General features: G+C 68.0%; 15 protein-coding genes. 1 reads left to right on the top strand and 14 read right to left on the bottom strand.

Features of this window, described 5'->3' with window-relative positions:
- Positions 1-15: 15 nt before the first annotated feature.
- From FBY20_RS14545 to FBY20_RS14480, 14 genes are all read right to left on the bottom strand, one after another.
- On the bottom strand, positions 16-1,452 hold the full coding sequence (locus tag FBY20_RS14545) for an aldehyde dehydrogenase family protein (protein WP_063956829.1): 1,437 nt from the start codon (positions 1,450-1,452) through the stop codon (positions 16-18).
- A 20-nt stretch (positions 1,453-1,472) separates the two neighbouring features.
- Positions 1,473-2,129, bottom strand: a complete 657-nt coding sequence (locus FBY20_RS14540) for an ABC transporter ATP-binding protein (protein ID WP_063956832.1) — start codon at positions 2,127-2,129, stop codon at positions 1,473-1,475.
- 3 nt (positions 2,130-2,132) lie between these two features.
- A complete protein-coding gene (locus tag FBY20_RS14535; protein ID WP_056325083.1) occupies positions 2,133-2,873 on the bottom strand; it encodes an ABC transporter ATP-binding protein in 741 nt (246 codons plus the stop codon).
- A gap of 2 nt (positions 2,874-2,875) precedes the next feature.
- Positions 2,876-3,856, bottom strand: a complete 981-nt coding sequence (locus FBY20_RS14530; RefSeq protein WP_056325080.1) for a branched-chain amino acid ABC transporter permease — start codon at positions 3,854-3,856, stop codon at positions 2,876-2,878.
- On the bottom strand, positions 3,856-4,761 hold the full coding sequence (locus FBY20_RS14525; protein ID WP_056325078.1) for a branched-chain amino acid ABC transporter permease: 906 nt from the start codon (positions 4,759-4,761) through the stop codon (positions 3,856-3,858). The genes FBY20_RS14530 and FBY20_RS14525 overlap by 1 nt, the downstream gene beginning before the upstream one ends.
- 244 nt (positions 4,762-5,005) lie before the next feature.
- Complete coding sequence (locus FBY20_RS14520) at positions 5,006-5,584, bottom strand: DUF4340 domain-containing protein (protein ID WP_235512754.1); 579 nt, start codon at positions 5,582-5,584, stop codon at positions 5,006-5,008.
- Positions 5,581-6,960, bottom strand: a complete 1,380-nt coding sequence (locus tag FBY20_RS14515) for a GldG family protein (RefSeq protein ID WP_142053001.1) — start codon at positions 6,958-6,960, stop codon at positions 5,581-5,583. The genes FBY20_RS14520 and FBY20_RS14515 overlap by 4 nt, the downstream gene beginning before the upstream one ends.
- Complete coding sequence (locus FBY20_RS14510; protein ID WP_056325070.1) at positions 6,957-7,670, bottom strand: ABC transporter permease; 714 nt, start codon at positions 7,668-7,670, stop codon at positions 6,957-6,959. The genes FBY20_RS14515 and FBY20_RS14510 overlap by 4 nt, the downstream gene beginning before the upstream one ends.
- Positions 7,667-8,650: an ABC transporter ATP-binding protein gene (locus FBY20_RS14505; protein ID WP_142052999.1), complete on the bottom strand. Its 984-nt coding sequence runs from the start codon at positions 8,648-8,650 to the stop codon at positions 7,667-7,669. The genes FBY20_RS14510 and FBY20_RS14505 overlap by 4 nt, the downstream gene beginning before the upstream one ends.
- Positions 8,651-8,657: 7 nt before the next feature.
- Positions 8,658-9,518: an N-acyl homoserine lactonase family protein gene (locus FBY20_RS14500; protein ID WP_056325066.1), complete on the bottom strand. Its 861-nt coding sequence runs from the start codon at positions 9,516-9,518 to the stop codon at positions 8,658-8,660.
- A 260-nt stretch (positions 9,519-9,778) separates the two neighbouring features.
- Entirely contained in the window at positions 9,779-11,785 is a 2,007-nt protein-coding gene (locus FBY20_RS14495; RefSeq protein ID WP_142052997.1) for an aconitase family protein, read from the bottom strand.
- 10 nt (positions 11,786-11,795) lie between these two features.
- The gene (locus FBY20_RS14490; protein ID WP_255452344.1) at positions 11,796-12,770 is read right to left on the bottom strand and encodes a tripartite tricarboxylate transporter substrate binding protein; all 975 of its coding nucleotides are present in this window, start codon (positions 12,768-12,770) and stop codon (positions 11,796-11,798) included.
- A gap of 165 nt (positions 12,771-12,935) precedes the next feature.
- Positions 12,936-13,838: a LysR substrate-binding domain-containing protein gene (locus tag FBY20_RS14485; protein WP_062839924.1), complete on the bottom strand. Its 903-nt coding sequence runs from the start codon at positions 13,836-13,838 to the stop codon at positions 12,936-12,938.
- A 137-nt stretch (positions 13,839-13,975) separates the two neighbouring features.
- Entirely contained in the window at positions 13,976-17,515 is a 3,540-nt protein-coding gene (locus tag FBY20_RS14480) for an indolepyruvate ferredoxin oxidoreductase family protein (protein WP_142052995.1), read from the bottom strand.
- 113 nt (positions 17,516-17,628) lie between these two features.
- Here FBY20_RS14480 and FBY20_RS14475 point away from each other — a divergent pair, with 113 nt between their 5' ends.
- A complete protein-coding gene (locus FBY20_RS14475) occupies positions 17,629-18,534 on the top strand; it encodes a LysR family transcriptional regulator (protein ID WP_142052993.1) in 906 nt (301 codons plus the stop codon).
- The last annotated feature ends 4 nt before the right edge of the window (positions 18,535-18,538 follow it).

Genomic DNA, 18,538 nt, shown 5'->3' with positions numbered 1-18,538 from the left:
TATTGTGCGCGGCGATCACTCGCCATAGAACTGAATCAGGGTCTTGGTCGTGCTCATTTCTTCCAGCGCGATGAAGCCTTTCTCGCGGCCATGACCGCTTTTCTTCACGCCGCCGAAGGGCAGCTCCACGCCGCCACCGGCGCCAAACCCGTTGATGTAGACCTGGCCGCACTTGATGCCGCGCGCCACGCGCTGCTGGCGCCCGCCGTTTTCGGTCCAGACCGCGCCCAACAGGCCGTAGTCCGTGGCGTTGGCCAGGCGGATGGCCTCGGCCTCGTCCGCGAAGGGCAGCGCAACCAGCACGGGCCCGAAGATCTCTTGCGTGAGCAGGTCGCTGTCGTGATTGGCAGCGGCAAAGAGCGTGGGTTTGACGAAGAAGCCGCCCTTGGGCACGCCGTCCGCAATGCCGCCCTCCGCAGCCACTTTCAGGCCGTCGGACAGCCCCTTGGCGATGTAGCGGTTGACGCGGTCGTATTGCGCCTTGTTGACGACGGGTCCGCAGGTCAGGTCCATGTCCGGCGTGCCGGCGCGCACCTTGGAAAATTCCTCGCCCAGCGCCTTCATGAAGTCCGCGTAGATGCCCTTCTGCACCAGCAGGCGGCTGCCCGCCGTGCAGGTCTGGCCGGTGTTGTGGACGATGCCCTTGACGATGGCCGGAATGGCGAGCTTGTAGTTGGCGTCGTCAAACACGATGTGCGCCGACTTGCCGCCCAGTTCCAACACACACTTGACCGCATTGAGGGCGGCCGCCTGCTGGACCAGCACGCCGACTTCGTTGGAGCCGGTGAAGGTGATGAAGTTGATGCCGGGATGGCGCGACAGCGCGGCGCCGGCTTCTTCGCCAAGGCCCGTCACGATGTTCAGCGCGCCCGGCGGAAAGCCGACTTCCAGGGCCAGTTCGGCCACGCGGACGATCGACAGGCAGGCGTCCTCGGCGGGCTTGACCACGGCGGCGTTGCCCATGGCAAGCGCCGGCGCCACGCTGCGGCCGAACATCTGCGCGGGGTAGTTCCACGGAATGATGTGAGCGGTGACGCCCAGCGGCTCGCGGATGAGCTGCACCGAATAGTCTTTCTGGAACGGGATGGTCTGGCCATGCACCTTGTCCGCCGCGCCGCCGTAGAACTCGAAGTAGCGGGCCAGCACCGTGATGTCGCCGCGCGCGGTGGACATGGGCTTGCCGGTGTCGCGCGACTCCAGCTGCGCCAGCTCTTCGTGGTGCGCCAGCACGCTTTCGCCCAGGCGCATCAGCAGGCGGCCGCGCTCCAGCGCGGTCATGTCGCCCCATGCGCCTTCCAGCGCGTCGCGCGCGGCCTGCACCGCCGCGTTCACGTCGGCCTGCTGCCCGCGCGGGATGGTGGTGAAGACCTCGCCGTCCACGGGGGAAACGACCTCGATCGTGCGCCCGTCCTGGGCGTCGACCTGGCGGCCGCCGATAATCATCTGCGTCATGGAAAATTCTCCGTTGGGTATCAGTTCAGCGTGATCGAGCCGCGCTCGATCGTCCATATCTGGTCCGGAATGTCGCCCAGCAGCTTCACGTTGGATTCGGTGATGACCACGCACAGGTCGGGCTGCATTTCCTTCAGGCGGCCCAGCGCCTCGGTGTAATCGCGCGCCAGCTTGGGCGCGAGCCCCTGAAAGGGCTCGTCCAGCATCAAGAGCCGGGTCCCGACCATGACGGCGCGCGCCAGCGCCACCATCTTGCCCTGCCCGCCCGACAACGCGGAGCCCGAGCGTTTGAGCATCGGTTCCAGCTGCGGCACCACTTTCAGCACCGTGTCCATGCGGGCCTGGATCTCGGCCTTGGACTGGCCCTGCACCTCGCACGGCAGATGCAGGTTTTCCTCGACCGTCATGGTTGGGAAGATGACGCGGTCCTCGGGCGCGTAGCCCACCTTCATGGCGGCGCGCTTGTGCCCGGGCAGCGACGTCAGGTCGGTGCCGTCGAACGCAATCTTGCCGGAACGAATGCGCGTCAGGCCCATGATGGTGCGCAGGAGCGTGGTCTTGCCCGCGCCGTTGCGGCCCACGATGCCGATGGTGCGGGACGCTTCAAAGTTGGCGCTGACGTCGCGCAGGATGCGATTGCCCGCCAGGTCGACGTTGATGGCCGATAGGTTCAACATGGTTCAGGCCCCCAGCACTTCGCTTCTGATCTGCGGATTGTTCAAGACGTCCTCGGGCGAGCCGTCCGCGGCCACCTTGCCCGCGATCCAGGCCGCCACGCGGGTGGCGTAGCGCGACACGATGTCCACGTCGTGCTCGACGAACCAGCTGGTGACGCGGCGCTCGTCCAGCGCGTGCATGACGGTTTCCATCAGCGCGAACTTGTCTTCCGATGCAACGCCGCTGGTGGGCTCGTCCATGATGAGCAGCTTGGGCTGCAACGCCAGCGCCATCGCCACGTCCAGCAGCTTGCGCTTGCCTTCGGGCAGCTCGATGCACGCTTCGTCGGCGTCGGGCAGAAGGCCCACCAGGTCCAGCGTCGCGTCCACCTCGCGTGCGTCGATGGTGCTTTCCAGCGACCGGAACCAGCTCAGTTCCTTGTTGCGCCGGGCGGCCGCGATCTGCACGCACTGGCGCACGGTGTGTTCGGTAAAAAGCTGCGGAAGCTGGAACGAGCGCCCCATGCCCAGCCGCACGATCTTGCGCGGCGCCATCGCGGTGACGTCCTTGCCGTCGAAATAGACCTTGCCCTTCGATGGCGTGAGGTAGCCGGTGCAGATATTGATGAAGGTCGTCTTGCCCGCGCCGTTCTGGCCGATCACGGCTAGCCGTTCGCCTTCGTGCAGTTCGAAGTTGATGTTGTCGGCGGCCACCACGCCGCCGAAGGCCAAATAGAGGTCGGTGGTTTGAATGAGCGGTTTCATCGTCAGTTCCTTGCCGCGGCCTGCAGAGGCGCCTGCGCGCGGCGCTGGGCGCGTTCCCGCGACCGGATGCGCTTGGTGATCTGGCCGACGAAGCCGGTGGGGAACATGAAGATGACCAGGATCAGCGTCAGGCCCAGCAGGAATTGCCACAGGCCGGGGAAGTAGGCGGCGGACACGAGCTTGACGGATTCGAAGCCCACCGCGCCCAGGAACGCGCCGGCGGCATGGCCCGCGCCGCCCAGGATGGTGATGAAGACGAACTCGCCGGAACGCAGCCACGAACCGATTTCCGGCGTGACCAGCCCCTGCATCAGCGCCAGGATCGCGCCCGAGAATCCGACCACCACGGCAGACAGCAGGTAGCCCTTCCACATGATGAAGTAGGCGGAAAAGCCCAGGTATTCGATGCGGGTTTCGTTGGTCTTGATGGCCGACAGCGCCTGGCCGCTGCCCGAGCGGAAGTAGCGCTGCACCCACCAGGCCAGCACCAGCGACAGGACCAGCGTCAGCACCAGCAACGCGCGTTCGAAGGATTCGCGCTCCATCACGATGCCGGCCATGGTCGGGCGCACGATGCGCATGCCGTCCGAGCCGCCGGTCAGCGTGTAGAGCTTGCCCAGGAGCGCGAACAGCACCATGCTGAGCGCCAGGTTCAACATGCCGAAGAAGATGCCGCGGTAACGCACGACGAACAGGCCGATGACGACGGCGGCGACAAAGCTGGCGACGACGCCGGCCAGGATCAGGACGAGCGCGTCCAGGCCGGGCATGGCTTTGGCCAGGAACGCCACCGTGTACGCCGAGATGCAGGCAAACATGGCGTGGCCGAACGAGATCTGGCCGGCGCGCGCCATCACCGACACGCCCAGCGCGGCAATCGCGTAGGTCAGGCCGATGACGATGGGCGTGATGGTCCAGGAATAGGTGTAGCCAAGAAACAGCGTGAACAGCGCGGCCAGCACGCTCAGGACAGGGACTTTCATCAGATCGTCCTCGCTTGGGCAACGGTGAACAGGCCGTGCGGGCGGATGATCAGCACCAGCACCATGATGATGTAGGGCACGGCGACTTCCAGTTCCGGCGCCGCGTACACGGCGATGGCGCGGATGATGCCGATGAGCAGCGCGGCGATCAGCGCGCCGGTGATCTGGCCGAGGCCCGCGGTGGCGACCACGGCAAAGGACAGCACCGTCATGTCCGTGCCCGCCCCCGGCACCAGCGAGGTGGTGGGCGAGGCCAGCGCGCCACCCAGCGCGCCCAGGATGGTCGCGATCACGAAGGTGACGTAGCCGATCTTCTTGGCGTTGATGCCGAGCGACGTGGCGACTTCGCGGTTGTGCGTGGTGGCCACCGTCTGCTTGCCCAGCTTGGTGTGACGCAGGAAGAATTCCAGGCACACGTAGGCCAGCAGCGCCGTGGCGGGCACGACCACCAGTTGATATGTCGTGTAGGTGATGTCGCCGATCTCGATGTTGCCCAGGCGGTTGACGACTTCGCTGGCGCTATAGGGCTGCGCGCCCCACAGCATGCGCTGGATGTCTTCCAGCATCAGGAAGGCGCCGAAGGTGAGCAGCAGCTTGAGGATGGGGTCGTAGTTCTGCGCGCGGCGGATCAGGACGAATTCCATGATGCTGCCCAGCAGTAGCCCGATGGCGATGGCGGCCACGAACAAGGCCGCGAACAGGAGGATGGGCGAGTCGGTCTTGGGCGCCAGGAACATGACGAGGCTGGCCGCGGCATAGCCGCCAAAGGCGTAGAACGCGCCGTGCGCGACGTTCAGGATGCCCATCACCCCGAACACCAGGGTTAACCCCATCGATACCAGGAACAGCAGACTGGCGTATGCCACGCCATCCACCAAGGCGAGAGGCAATAGATCCAAGGTCAAGCGTCTTCTCCCAATACGCTGAGCACGGCGGCGGCGATTTCCAAATGCCACACGCGGCGTGCGGGCTTGCGCCCGGGCGCGCCCGGCGCGCCCATGTCTCGTTATCAACCTTTCCGTGCTGACTTGCGCAGAGCGCCAGCCGCCGGAAGGCCCTTTTATTGCAGGCTGGGGGCCCGCCCCGCTACGGCGTGGGCACGTCCGCCTGTGTATGTGTGCGAAGTATAGGTAGGGGTGAATCGGCCTGCTATTTATCTTTGTGCAAGGCGGGTTTAACAAGCGATGGAGTGGGTGTGGATTGCCCCAACGCCGCCAGTGGCGCCCGCGTTTGATAGTCCGGGATAATCCGGATCTGCGCCTCGTCCGGCAGGCGTACATAACGGCCTAGTCCATCCGGCGCAAGCGCGCCGACGTCCAGCCGGGCAAGCGTCGCGCCCGCGGCATCGCTTATGGCGATGCGCAACTGCGGCGGCGCCAGTCCATAGGTTTCGCCGTCCTCGGGCGTGAGCGTGCGGTCGCTGCGCGCCTGCGAGAACAGCGCCACAAAGCCCGCCGCATCAAAGCCTGCCGCCGTGCCCTCCGGGGATGCGACCCAGCCCTGCGCCTGCCGTGTCAGGCGGACCGAGCCCCCCGGGCCGTCCAGGGTGACCAGCGCGGCCTTGCCGGCCTCCCATGCGTAGAGCCTGGCAGGCTTGCCGCTGTCGTCATGCAGATGGGTATGGCCGTGATGATGCGCGGGGGCATGCGCGGCCTCTTGCCATTGCCATGCCGACAGCGCGATGCCAGCGGCGAGCAGCCCGGGCCACAGCAGGCGCCCGGCCTTCAACGGCGCCTCCACCACAACAGCAGTCCCGTCAGCAGCGCAAGCAGCGGCAGGGCCACCGTGCTGGTCCAGAACACGGCGCGCATCTGGCGGTTGGTCAGTTCCACGCGGCGGTTCTCGTAGTGCCGGGGCCGGATCGTCAGCAGCGCGTCTTCACCCGCCAGCAAGGTGACGGCGTTGGTGAACAGGGCGCCATTGCCCAGCGTGGCGAAATGCCGGTTGATGGCGAAGTCGCTGTCGCCCGCCACCAGCAGCGTGGGATGGGCCGCGCCTTCCGCGCTGGCGGCCTGCGCGTTGCGCGTGGCCAGCGCCATCAGCGTGTAGCGCGAGGCAGGCAGCCCCGGAGGATGCGCTGCGCCTGACGTCTGCGCCAGCGGCGTCACCACCACGCCTGGCGGCAAGGCGTCTGCCGCCGGCTCAAGTCCCGCCGCGCCGGGAAAGAAGCTGAGCGGCAAGCCGCGCGTCATCTTGTGGCGCGTGTAGTCGCTGACTGCCGGACTGCCGGGATCGTTGCGGTAGTGGCTGCCCGGATCGGCCAGCGCGCCCGGCGCGAGCGCGATGCCGAAGTCCGCCAGCAGGCCGTCCAACCCATGCCGCGTGTCGGGTTCCAGCAGCAACAGCGTCTTGCCGCCCGCGCCGGTCCAGCGGCGCAGCGCCTGCGCGTCGTCGTCGCCGAACGGCGTGCGCGGACCGGCCGCGACGACCACGGCGCAGCCCGGCAAGGCCTGCGCCAGACTGCCCGCACCCACCGCGCGCGTGGAAAACCCCAGCGTCTGCAAGGCGTTGCGCGCCATCGCCATGCCGTGCTGTTCGTGCACCTCGACGCGCGCCACCAGGTTTTCGTCGCTGCTGTGATCTTCCAGGTCGTCCAGCGACGTCAGGCTGTCGAGCGTCGCCTCGCGATGGCCCTGCGTGAAGCAGACCGTTTGCGCCCCATTCTGGCTGATGCGGATGAGCGCATTGGTGAAGTCCGTTTCGGTGCCGCCGTTGATCGTGGTGCGCCGCGCGCCCGAGGCCAGCACCGCACTGCCCGCAAACTGGATGCCGGCGGCGCGCGCCTCGGCGGGCCGCAGCGCGGGGTCCACGCCGCGCACGCGGATCAGCGGATTCTGGCGCTCGTACTGCCGCAGGAGTTCCAACGCGTCGACCATGCTCTTGTTGCGCAAGTCGTAGAACCACGTCACCTCGACGGGCTGACGGATCTGCCGCGCGACCTCAAGGCTTTCCGGGGCCAGGCTGTAGACCCGCTGCGCGGTCAGGTCGATGCGTCCCAGATTGCGCGACGCCCACAGGTTCAGCGCCAGCAGCAGCGCGGCCACGGCCAGCACCGGCAGCCACAGCGACAACCGCCGCCCGGCACGGCGCACGGCGGGGCTCATCGCAACCTCCAGCGCTTCAGGTTGACCGAGGCCACCATCAGGGCCAGCACGGTGACGCTGGCAAGCGTCACCGTGGCCGGTCCGGGCAGCACGCCCCGGATGAAGTCCACATGCTGGGCCGACAACGACAAGGCCTGAAAGAACGGCGACAGCGCCGGAAACGCGTCCAGCGCGGCGGGATAGTCGATGAACCACAACAGCACCAGGATGCCCCACGTAGCGCTGGCGGCCACGATCTGGTTCGAGCAGGCGCTGGACACGGCAATACCGATCGCCAGGAACAGCGCGCCATACAGGAACACGCCGATGTAGCCGCCCACGATGGGGCCGTAGTCGGGCTCGCCGTACCAGGCCAGCGGCAACACCGCCGACATGGTGCCCGCCAGCATCAGCGCCAGCATGGTCAGCCCCGCCGCATACTTGGCCGCGACCAGCGTGAAGTCCGACAACGGCAGCGTCAGCAGCAATTCCAGCGTGCCCTGCCGCGCCTCTTCCGCGAAGGCGCGCATGCTGACCAGCGGCATCACCAGCATCAGCAGGATGGTCATGTTGTGAAACGCCGTCACCATCTGCCCGGTGCTGACAAAGAACAGGTTGAAGCTGAACAGATAGCCCGACAGGGCCCAGAACACCGCCACCACGGCCAGCGCCACGGGCGAGCCGAAGTCGGTGCGCAGTTCCTTGCGGTACAAGGCCGCGAAACCCTTCATGCGCGTCTCCGTAACGGGGGATCGTTGGGCGCCAGCGCCGCCAGCAGGCGGGCCTCGACGGCTTCCTGCGCGGGCAGCACGGCGCGCAGTTCCGCGTGCGCCAGCGCCGTGCGCATGACTGCGTCGCACGCGGCGGCGTTGGGGGTCGGGTTGGGCGTCGCGCTTGCTCCCGGCGGGTCCCACGTAACCCGCCACTTGCTGGTGCCGGCATCCAGCAGCGTGATGTCCACGGCCTTCACGCCCGGGCACGCGCACAACGCCGCGTGCAAGGCGGCATGCTTGGCAGTGGGCAGGGACAGCTGCATTTGTAGCGCTGCCTGCGATTCGCCCAGCGGCTGGTCCTGGACCAGCCGGCCCTGCCGCAGGATCGCGATGCGCGAACACAGCGCCTCGACTTCCTGCATCAAATGGCTGCTGAACACCACCGCGCGGCCCTCGGCGCAGCGCCGGATCATGTCGCGCGCCTCCACGATCTGCACCGGATCCAGCCCGTTGGTGGCTTCGTCCAGCAACAGCACCGGCGGGTCGTTCAGCACGGCCTGCGCCAGTCCCACGCGCTGGCGCTGCCCCTTGGACAGCCGCCCGATCACCGAGCGCGCCACGCCTTGCAGGTCAAAGCCGTCGATGGCGCGTTCGATGGCCTGGCGGCGGGCGCGGGCGCCGCCCTGCACCTTCACGCCGGCGCCGAACTCCAGATACTGGGTGACCGTCAGCGCGTCATAAAGCGGCGCGCGCTCGGGCAGATAGCCGATGTCGGCGTTGCCGCGTCCCGGCACGGGCTCGCGGCCCCGGATGGCGATGCGCCCACTGTCGGGCGTGTAAAAGCCCGCCATCAGGCGCAGCGTGGTGGTCTTGCCGCTGCCGTTCGGTCCCAGAAGGCCCAGGATTTCCCCGGGCCTGACGGACAGGCTCAGGGATTCCAGGACCTGGCGGGATCCGAACGACTTGCTGACCTGATGCAAGGCGACGGCGGGCTCCATGGGGCCTTCAGTCGAAGACTTTGGTCTTGGCGTTCTGCGCGTGCTGCTCCGCGTCGTGGCTGTACCAGAGTTGGCCCTGGCGCGCATCGCGGATCTGCTTGAGCCGGTCGATGGCCTGCATGGACGCGGCCGTGTTCCAGGTGATGCCGGGAATGACACCGGCCTCGTTTTCACCCGTGTAGATGGCGTCCGCGGCCAGCAGCACCGTGCCGGTCTTGGGCAGCTTGACCTGCAGCGACTGGTGGCCCTGCGTGTGGCCCTTGGTGTCCAGCAATACGATGGTGCCGTCGCCGAACAGGTCGAAGTCGCCTTCCACCTGGATGAAGTCGTAGTCGCGCGTGGTGTCGAAGTCCTTCATGACGTAGGCGGCGCGCTGGAATTTTTCTGGCCACCAGGCGGCGCGCAGCTCGGCCTTCTGCACGACGTGCTTGGCCTTGGGGAACATCTTGATGTTGCCGGCGTGGTCCAGATGGAAGTGCGAGTACACGACGTACTTCACGTCGCTGACGTCAAAGCCGGCGGCCTTGAGCTGGCGGTCGATGACCTCGTCGCGGCCCTGGATGGAATTGAAGGCGCCGCACAGCCCCTGCCCCCAGTAATTGGCGCAGTTGCCATCGGCCGTGGCCTGGTTCATGCCGGTGTCGAACAGCACCAGCCCGCGCGGGTGCTGGATCACATAGGCCGGCACCGGAATCTTGATCTTGGTGCCCACGTCCACCATGGCGGTCATGAAGCCCTTGTCCAGCTCGATCTTGCCCACCGACAGCTGCATCAGCTTCACGTCCACCGGCGGCGCGTCGGCGGCGTGTGCCCATCCGCCCGCCATGACCGCCACCGCCCCAACCATTGCCTTCCAGCTCTTGCGCATTGTTGTCTCCTCGGACCAACAGGGGAAGCCGCAGCCCGGACGGCGCGGCCGATCAGCAAGCTCCCGGTGTGTCCCGGGTTGACATCGTCGACAGGTGTTTTCCGTGCGAAGGCGCCTTGCGGCGGGGCCACGCGCAGCGCGTGGCCGGAAACGGCATCTGGCGGCCGTTTTCTCTGTTGCGCACTCTGACGCAGCCCGGATTGGCTGCCAATTAAGGATTTGTGAAGCTGGGCTTCGCGGCGGGCGAAGTGGGGGGAACCCTAGTACCGCGCCTGCAGCTCGGCAAACGACGCCAGCTCTCCGGCCAGCGCGCTGGCCATGACGGTGGGCGGGCTGGCCAGCCAGACGCTGCCGGGGCCCGAGCGGCCGGGAAAATTCCGGTTGATGGCGCTGATCGTGACCTGCGCGGCGTCGGTGGATGACCCCGGTCCGCAGTTGGCGCACGCGCCGCAGGACGGCTGCAGGATGCGCGCGCCCACGGCGGCAAAGGTCTTGTCGTAGCCCCGCGCCACGCAGTAGTCGCGCACGGCCGTGGTGCCGTATTGCAGATATAGCGTCACGCCGTCCGGCAGCCGCACGCCGCGCGCCACCGCCCACGCCAGCACCTGATGGTAGTAGTCGAAATCCTCGCGCTTGCCGGCCGTGCAGGAGCCGCCATACGCGATGTCGATGCGCGGGCGCGCGGTCAGGCTGGACAGGGGCACGCCATTGCCCGGGTCGCCCGGCGCCGCCACCAGCGGCGACAGCGCCGCACAGTCCACGCGCAGGGTGGCCGCGTAGACCGCGCCCGGGTCGCTGCGCATCCACGGCGCGATGCCGGCATCCACGCCGCGGCGTTCCCGCAGGAATCGGGCGGTCTCGGCATCGGGCGCGACGATGCCCGTCAGGCCGCCCAATTCGGCGGTCATGTTGGTCAGCGTGGCGCGTTCGTCGATGGACAGGGCCGCGATGGCCTGGCCCGCAAACTCGAACACCTTGCCCACGCCCGCGCCCGCGCGGATCTCGGGCAGCGCCAGAAGATGCAGCACGATGTCCTTGGCCGTGACGCCGGCGGGCAGCACGCCGTCCAGCTCGACGCGCAGGGACGCGGGCAGCGTCAGCCGCACCGCGCCGGTGACGAACGCGTTGGCCATGTCGGTGGTGCCCACGCCGAAGGCCACGCAGCCCAGCGCGCCGCTGTGCGGCGTGTGCGAGTCGGTGCCCACGACGACCTGCCCCGGCAGCGCGTAGTGTTCGGCCATCATGGCGTGCGAGATGCCCGCCACGTTGGCGCCGGTGTCGCGCGCGGCCTCGGCCTCGGTCAGCGTCCGGTGCTGGCGCAGGCCGTAGGCGTCGGCGAAGTCGCGCTGCGCCTGGCACATGGCGCGCACGTTGGGCACGATGCCGGCGCGCACGTGATTGGGGCTTTCCTCGACGTAGGACGTGTGGTCCTCGAACACCACGATGCGATCCGGGTCCACCAAACGCAGGGGCCGGCTAAACCGCGCATGCAGCATATGGGCCGCCATGCCGGTGTAGTACTCATGGATGAAGCGCCAGTCCGCGCGCAGGAAGACGCCGTCGCCTTGCCGGGGGTCGGCGGCGGTGGCGGGCGTTTGCAGCAGATGGCGCAGGATGATCTTTTCAAACAGGGTGCGCGGCGGCCCGACGTCCGGCGCGGCGGGATCGGCTGCGGGATGCCCGGCAACGGGGCCGGCCGCCACCGACACATCGCGCAACTGCGCCTGCCCAAACGCCAGCAGACCGCCCGCCTTGACGATGGCCGCAGCCAGCGCGTCGCGACCCGCCACGATTTCGTCGACCGTAATGCATTCGCCCGCCTGCAGACGTGCCACCAGCCCCATGTCGGTGCTGGTGTAGAGCCCGATGTTGTCGGCGTTCTGGCGGTAGATGCGTTCAAAGCTCTCGGCGATCACCAGCCGCACGCCGGCGGACTTTTCGGCCATCGGGCTGTGCTCGCGCGACGAGCCCTTGCCATACCGCTTGCCCGCGACCACGACGTTGATGCCTGCCTGCCGGATCGCGTCGATGCCGATGGGCTGGGAGTCGCCCGCCCGATAGCCCGTGTACGGATACCGCCCCAGTTTCTCGTCGAAGTGCGTCAGGATCGGCACCGGCGTGATCTCGTCGGTGGAAATGTCGTCGCGCAGTGGCACGGCGTCAAGCAGCGTCAGCGCCGCGCCGCCCAGTTGTGCGGCCACGCGGATCGGGTCCTGCGTCAGAAACAGCAGGCGGGCCGGGGCGTCGAGTACAGATACGGCAGTCATGGCAATCCGGTCATTCGATGGTGACGCCGGCAGCCTTGACCAGCGCCTGGCTCTTGGTGATCTCGGCGGCCAGCGTCTGCGCCGCCTGCTGCGCCGTGGTGCCTTGCGACACGAAACCCTGCGGCGACAGCGCCTTCAACACCGCCGGCTCCTGCATGGTCTTGTGCGTGGCGGTCTGCAACTTCTGCACGATATCGGCGGGCAGCCCGGCCGGCCCGATGAGCGAGATCCAGGCATCGTACGAATAGCCCTTCACGCCGGCCTCGTCCAGCGTGGGCACGTTGGGCAGGATGGCCAGGCGCTCGCGCGTGCTGACGGCCAGCGCGCGCAGCTTGCCGGCCTGCACCTGCGCCAGCACGGACGGGGAGGCCAGGAACGCGACCTGGATCTGCCCCGACATGACGTCGGTGATCAGTGCGTTGCCGCCCTTGTACGGGATGTGCATCATGTCCACGCCCGCCTTGGACTTGAGCAGCTCGCCGGCCAGATGCAGCACGCTGCCCGTTCCCGACGAGCCGTAATTGATCTTGCCGGGCTGTTCCTTTGCGGCCTTGAGCAGGTCGCCCATCGTTCTATACGGCGAGTTCTCCGCCACCACGACCACCAGCGGTGTCGTCCCGATGACGGAAATCGGCGTGATGTCCTTGACCGAGTCGTAGGGCAGGCTCTTGTACAGGCTGGGATTGATGGCGTGGTTGGACGACACGATGCCCAGGGTGTAGCCGTCGGGCTTGGCCGACACCAGCTGGCGCGTGCCCGGAATGCCGGCCGCGCCCGCCAGGTTCTCCACGATCATGGGCTGGGCCAGCGTCTTGCCCAAGTTCTCGGCCACGACGCGCGCCACCACGTCGGCCGTGGAGCCGGGCGACGTGGGCACGATCAGGCGGATGGGACGGTCGGGGTAGCCGGCCGCCGACGCGGCAGGCGCCGCGCCAAGGACGCCAAGCGCAAGCGCACAGCTCGCGAGCAATCTGGTGGGGGTCATGATGTCTCCGTATGGGACGCAGCGGGGTCTGGATGCCCCGTATCGGCGATGAACGCGCCTTGACTATACGAACGCCGCCGGAAACGGAGAAGTGTCATCTCGGCAGCCCCGCCATCGCGAATGGCGAGGGCTGGTTGCGACGGCGGGTTTCGACGGTGCGGCCCGTCAGCCCTGCTGCGACAGAAACCGGACCAGCTTCCCGGCGGTGGCCGACAGCTGCGCCTGGCTGGGAAACACGATGCAAAGCTGGCGCCTTGCCCAATCGTCCGACAGGGGACGCACCACCACGTCCAACGCCTGCAGGTAGAGCTCGGCCACCTGCTGGGGCATCACGGCAATGCCCAGGCCCGCGTGCGTCATGCGGCACAGCGCATCCAGGCTGGCCACGCGGATCTTCACCGATAGCGTCTTGCCCAGTTCGGCGGCCCGCGCCGCCAGCAGCTGCGTCAACGCGCTGTTCTCGCGCAGGCCGACAAAGGTCTCGCCGGCGATGTCCTGCAGGCTGAGCTGCCGCGCCGCCGCCTTGGGGTGCCCGGCCGGCAGCATCACCGCCAGCCGGTCGCGGCGGTAATCCAGCTGTTCCAGCCCGTCCGCGCCAGCGATCCGGTTGCAGATGCCGAAGTCCGCCGCGCGCTCTCGCACCAGGCGCAGCACGTCGGGGCTGTGCTGCTCTTCCAGGTCGATATCCACGTCGGGAAACAGGCGCTGAAACGCCGCCACGTCCTCGGGCAGGAACTGCACGATGGCCGACAGGTTGGCCACCACGCGCACGTGCCCTTTCACGCCTTCATAAAAGCGCGACAGCTCCGCCCCCATCGCCTCGACGTCGCCGATGATCTGGCGCGCGTGGCGCAGGACGGTCTGCCCGGCGGGCGTCACCGAGACGCCGCGGGTGTGCCGGGCGATCAGCGGCAGGCCGATCAGCGCTTCCATGTCGGCGATGCGGCGGCTGACGGCAGACGGCGCGATGAACTCGCGCTCGGCCGCCCGCGCGATGCTGTTCTCCTGGCACACCGCCACAAAAAGGCGCAGCGAGGTCAGGTCGAGTTTGCGTAGGATGCTTTCCATGGCGGATCGGACGAGAGCGGCGGGGACGGCCCCCGCATCGACCGGGGATCGTACACCACGCCCCTCGCGGTATGAGACGGGAGGTCCCGCCGCGCCGTGAAGGCCATCCTCGCGGCCGGCAGGTCCCGGTGTCGCACTCAGGCCGCCAGCCGGTCCGCGCCGCCGCCGCGATACCGCTCCCACAGGCCGGCTTGCCGGACCCGGGCCTGCTCGACGCTCTTTTCCTTTACATGCCCGTACCCCCGGATCGCATCCGGCACGTTGGCCAGTTCCAGCGCCACGTCGCGATTGCCGGCGTCCAGCGTGCGGGCAAATTCGTCCGCCAGCGCCAGATAGTCGGCCGCGAGCTGGCGTTCCATGCGGCGCTCGGCCGTTCTGCCGAACACGTCCAGCCACGTGCCGCGCACGCGTTTCAAGGGCGCGAGCAGCCGGAATGCCGATTCCATCCAGGCGCCGTACGCGCGCTTCTGCAACCGCCCGCGCGCATCGCGGCGCGCCAGGATGGGCGGCGCAAGGTAGTAACGCAGCGTGTAGTCGCGGCCCGGCTCGCCCTCGAACTGCGCGCGCAGCCGGTCCTTGAATGCCGGATCGGCATGCAGCCGCGCCACCTCGTATTCGTCCTTGTACGTCATGAGCTTGGCAAGATTGCGCGCCACCGCGCGCGTCACGTCCTGCCGCTTGTCGCCCAGCGCGGCTTCACGCACGCGCACGGACTCTACCGCCGTCAGGAAGCGACGCGCATAGGCCTCGTCCTGATAGTCGCGCACGTGCGCCGCCAGGCGCTTGACCAGCGCGTCCAGCGATTCCGGCATGGTCACCACCCGCTCGGCCGCCGCGGGACGCAGCGCGTCCACGCCGCGATGCGCGGCCTGGCGGCCCAGTTCGAAGGCGGCCAGATTCTTGTCCACCGACACGCCGTTGATCTGGATCGCACGGCGCAGGCTGTCCAGCGACAGCGGCAGTCCGCCCTTTTGCCACGCGTATCCCAACAGCAGCGGATTGGCGTAGATGCTGTCGCCCAGCAAGGCCTCGGCCAGCGGGCCGGCTTCCAGGAAGTCGCAGTTGCCGCCCGTGCTCTGCGTCAGCGCGGCCTGCGCCTGCGCCCCCGGAAAACGCCACGTCGGCTGCGACAGAAACGCGGCCGTCGGCGCGGCGCTGCTGTTGACCACCGCACGGCCATGATCGGGCCGCAGGCGCGACAGCACCTCGGGCGACGCCGACACCAGGGCATCGCAGCCGATCACGAGGTCGGCCTCGCCCAGCGCGACGCGCGTCGCGTGCAGGTCCTCGGGCCGGTTGGCCAGTTGCACGTGGCTGAGCACCGCCCCGCCCTTTTGCGCCAGCCCGGCCATGTCCAGCACGGTCACGCCCTTGCCTTCGATGTGCGCGGCCGCGCCGATCAGCGCGCCAACCGTCACCACGCCCGTGCCGCCAACGCCGGCCACCACCACGCGATACGCCGCGCCCGGTGCAATGACAGCCTGGCCGGGCAGCGGGACCTCAGCCAGCGACGGCACGCCGCCCTGCTTGCCGGGCTTGCGCGGCGTGGCGCCCTCGGCCGTCACGAAGCTGGGACAAAACCCCTCCACGCACGAAAAATCCTTGTTGCACGACGACTGGTTGATGCGCCGCTTCGTGCCCAGCGGCGTATCCAGCGGTTCCACCGACAGGCAGTTCGACTGCACCGAGCAATCGCCGCAGCCTTCGCAGACCGCTTCGTTGATGAAGGCGCGCCGGGGCGGATCGGGATACTCGCCGCGCTTTCTGCGGCGGCGCTTCTCGGTCGCGCAGGTCTGGTCGTAGATCAGCACCGTGGCGCCATCAATGTCGCGCAGCGCGCGCTGCACGTCGTCCAGCGCCTTGCGGTGGTGAACCTCCACCCCTGCCGGCAAGGTCTGCGCCCCCGTGTACTTGTCGGGCTCGTCCGTCACGACCACCGTCTTGACGACGCCTTCGGCCAGCATCTGCGCCGCGATCTGCGGCACGGTCAGGACGCCGTCCACCGGCTGTCCGCCCGTCATGGCGACGGCGTCGTTGTAGAGGATCTTGTAGGTGATGCGCGCGCGCGCCGCGATGGCCGCGCGAATGGCGAGCAGGCCCGAATGAAAATACGTGCCGTCGCCCAAATTGGCAAAGATGTGGCGCTCGGACGTGAAGTCCTTCTGGCCCAGCCACGCCACGCCCTCGCCGCCCATCTGGCTGAAGGTGTCGGTATTGCGGTCCATCCACATCGCCATGTAATGGCAGCCGATGCCCGCCACCGCGCGCGATCCTTCCGGCACGCGCGTGGAGGTGTTGTGCGGACAGCCCGAACAGAACCAGGGCTTGCGTTCTTCGACCAGCGTGGGGCGGCTGGCCTCACGCTCTTTCGCGTCGATGACGGCCAGGCGCGCCGCAATGCGCGCGCGCAACGCGTCGGACAGGTTGGCTTTTTCGAGGCGGGCCGCAATGGCGCGGGCGATCAGCGCGGGCGACAGCTCATACCGCGCCGGCAGCAGCCAGCCGCCGCGCGGCGTGGACCATTCGCCGCCGCCGTTTTCGCGTTCGTCGAACTTGCCAAAGACACGCGGCCGCACGTCGTCGCGCCAGTTGTATAGCTCTTCCTTGAGCGCGTATTCCAGGATCTGGCGCTTTTCCTCGACAACCAGGATCTCCTTCAGACCCGTGGCGAATTCGCGCGCGTCCTGCGCGTCCAGCGGCCAGATGCAGCCCACCTTCAGCACGCGGATGCCTGCCTGCGCACAGGCCGCATCGTCCAGCCCCAGGTCGTTCAGCGCCTGGCGCACGTCCAGATACGCTTTGCCGGCCGTCATGATGCCGAAGTGCGCGTTGGGCGAGTCCAGCACCACGCGATTCAGCTTGTTGGCGCGCACATAGGCCAGCGCCGCATACCATTTGTGGTCCAGCAGCCGCGCCTCCTGCGCCAGCGGCGAGTCCGGCCAGCGGATGTTCAGCCCGCCTGGCGGCAGGCTGTCCTCGGGCAGCACGATCCGCACGCGTGACGGGTCAACGTCCACCGAGGCGCTGGACTCCACCACGTCCGTCACGCATTTCATCGCCACCCACAGGCCCGTGTGGCGGCTCATGGCCCAGCCATGCAGGCCGTAATCCAGATACTCCTGCACGTTGGACGGGTACAGCACCGGAATGCCGCTGGCGATCAGCACGTGTTCGGACTGATGCGCCACCGACGAGGACTTGGCGGCGTGGTCGTCGCCCGCCAGCATCAGCACCCCGCCATGCGCGGACGTGCCGGCCGAGTTGGCGTGCTTGAGCACGTCCACCGACCGGTCCACCCCCGGCCCCTTGCCGTACCACATGCCAAACACGCCATCGCGCTGCGCGCCGGGAAACAGATTGAGCTGCTGCGATCCCCAGACGGCGGTCGCGGCCAGGTCCTCGTTCAAGCCCGGCTGGAACACCACGTCGTTGTCTTTCAAATGACGCTTGGCCTTCCAGAGCGCCTGGTCCAGGCCGCCCAGCGGCGATCCCCGGTAGCCCGACACATAGCCGGCGGTGTTCAGGCCGGCCGCCTGGTCGCGCTGCTTTTGCATCAGGGGCAGGCGCACCAGCGCCTGCGTGCCGCTAAGGTAGACGCGGCCGGTGGGCTGCGCGTATTTGTCGTCCAGCGACAGGCCATGGGTGTCGGCCACGCCAGGGGGTAGAGGGGCGTTCATGGGGGTTGTCTCCTGCAATCTGCGGTGCGGGCATTTACGTGTTTTCCGCAGTGTAGGAACGCGTGCAGCCATCGTATATTCATATATTCGACTAGCTGGTATGTGAAAAACACATGGCTAATGACGTCACGCTCCGCCAACTCCGGTACTTCGCCGCCGCCGCCCGCACGGGGCGGTTTTCCATGGCGGCGGCCGACGAGCACGTGTCCCAATCGGCGGTCACCAACGCCGTGCTGGCGCTGGAAGCGCAACTGGGCGTGCGCCTGTTCGACCGCCATGCGCACGGCGTGACGTTGACACCCGAAGGCCACAACTTCCACCAGCGCACCCGCGACGTGCTCGACTCCCTGGACGACGCGCTGCGCGAACCGGGGTTTCAGCGTTATGCGCTGCGCGGCTCGGTGCGGATCGCGGCGTCCTACACGGTGCTGGGGTACTTTCTGCCCGACCTGCTGGCGCGGTTCCGGCGGCGCTATCCGGACGTCGTGCTGGACCTGGTGGACCTTGACCGCCCGGAGATCGAACAGGCCGTGGCAAGCGGCGACGTGGAGCTGGGCGTGGCGTTGCTGTCCAACGTGGACAAGCGCGAACGCTTCGGCCACCACGTGCTGGTGCGATCAAGGCGCCAGCTCTGGACCGCGGCCGGGCATCCGCTGACGCAGGCGGCCGCGCCCGCGCTCGCCGACATCGCGCGCTATCCCTACATCCTGCTGGAAATGGACGAAGGCGAGCGATCCACGCTGGGTTATTGGCGCGGTCACGGCCTGCAGCCCGATATCGCCTTTCGCACGCGGTCGATGGAGGCGCTTCGCGGCCTGGTCGCGCATGGCTTTGGCGTCACGATGCTGTCGGACATGGTTTACAGGCCCTGGTCGCTGGAGGGGCGCAAGATCGAAGCCGTGCCCATCACCGACGCCGTGCCGCCCATGGAGGCCGGCCTGCTGTGGCATCCGCGCGCGGCCATGGCCAAGCCGGCCGAAGCCTTCCGGCAGTTCATGATCTACGCGTGCGGGGGATGACGCC

The organism is Achromobacter sp. SLBN-14, from assembly GCF_006715415.1.
In the GTDB taxonomy this organism is placed as follows: Bacteria; Pseudomonadota; Gammaproteobacteria; order Burkholderiales; family Burkholderiaceae_B; genus Achromobacter; species Achromobacter mucicolens.
The sequence above is the reverse complement of the archived record's forward strand: the minus strand, read 5'-3'. Positions and strand labels throughout refer to the sequence as shown.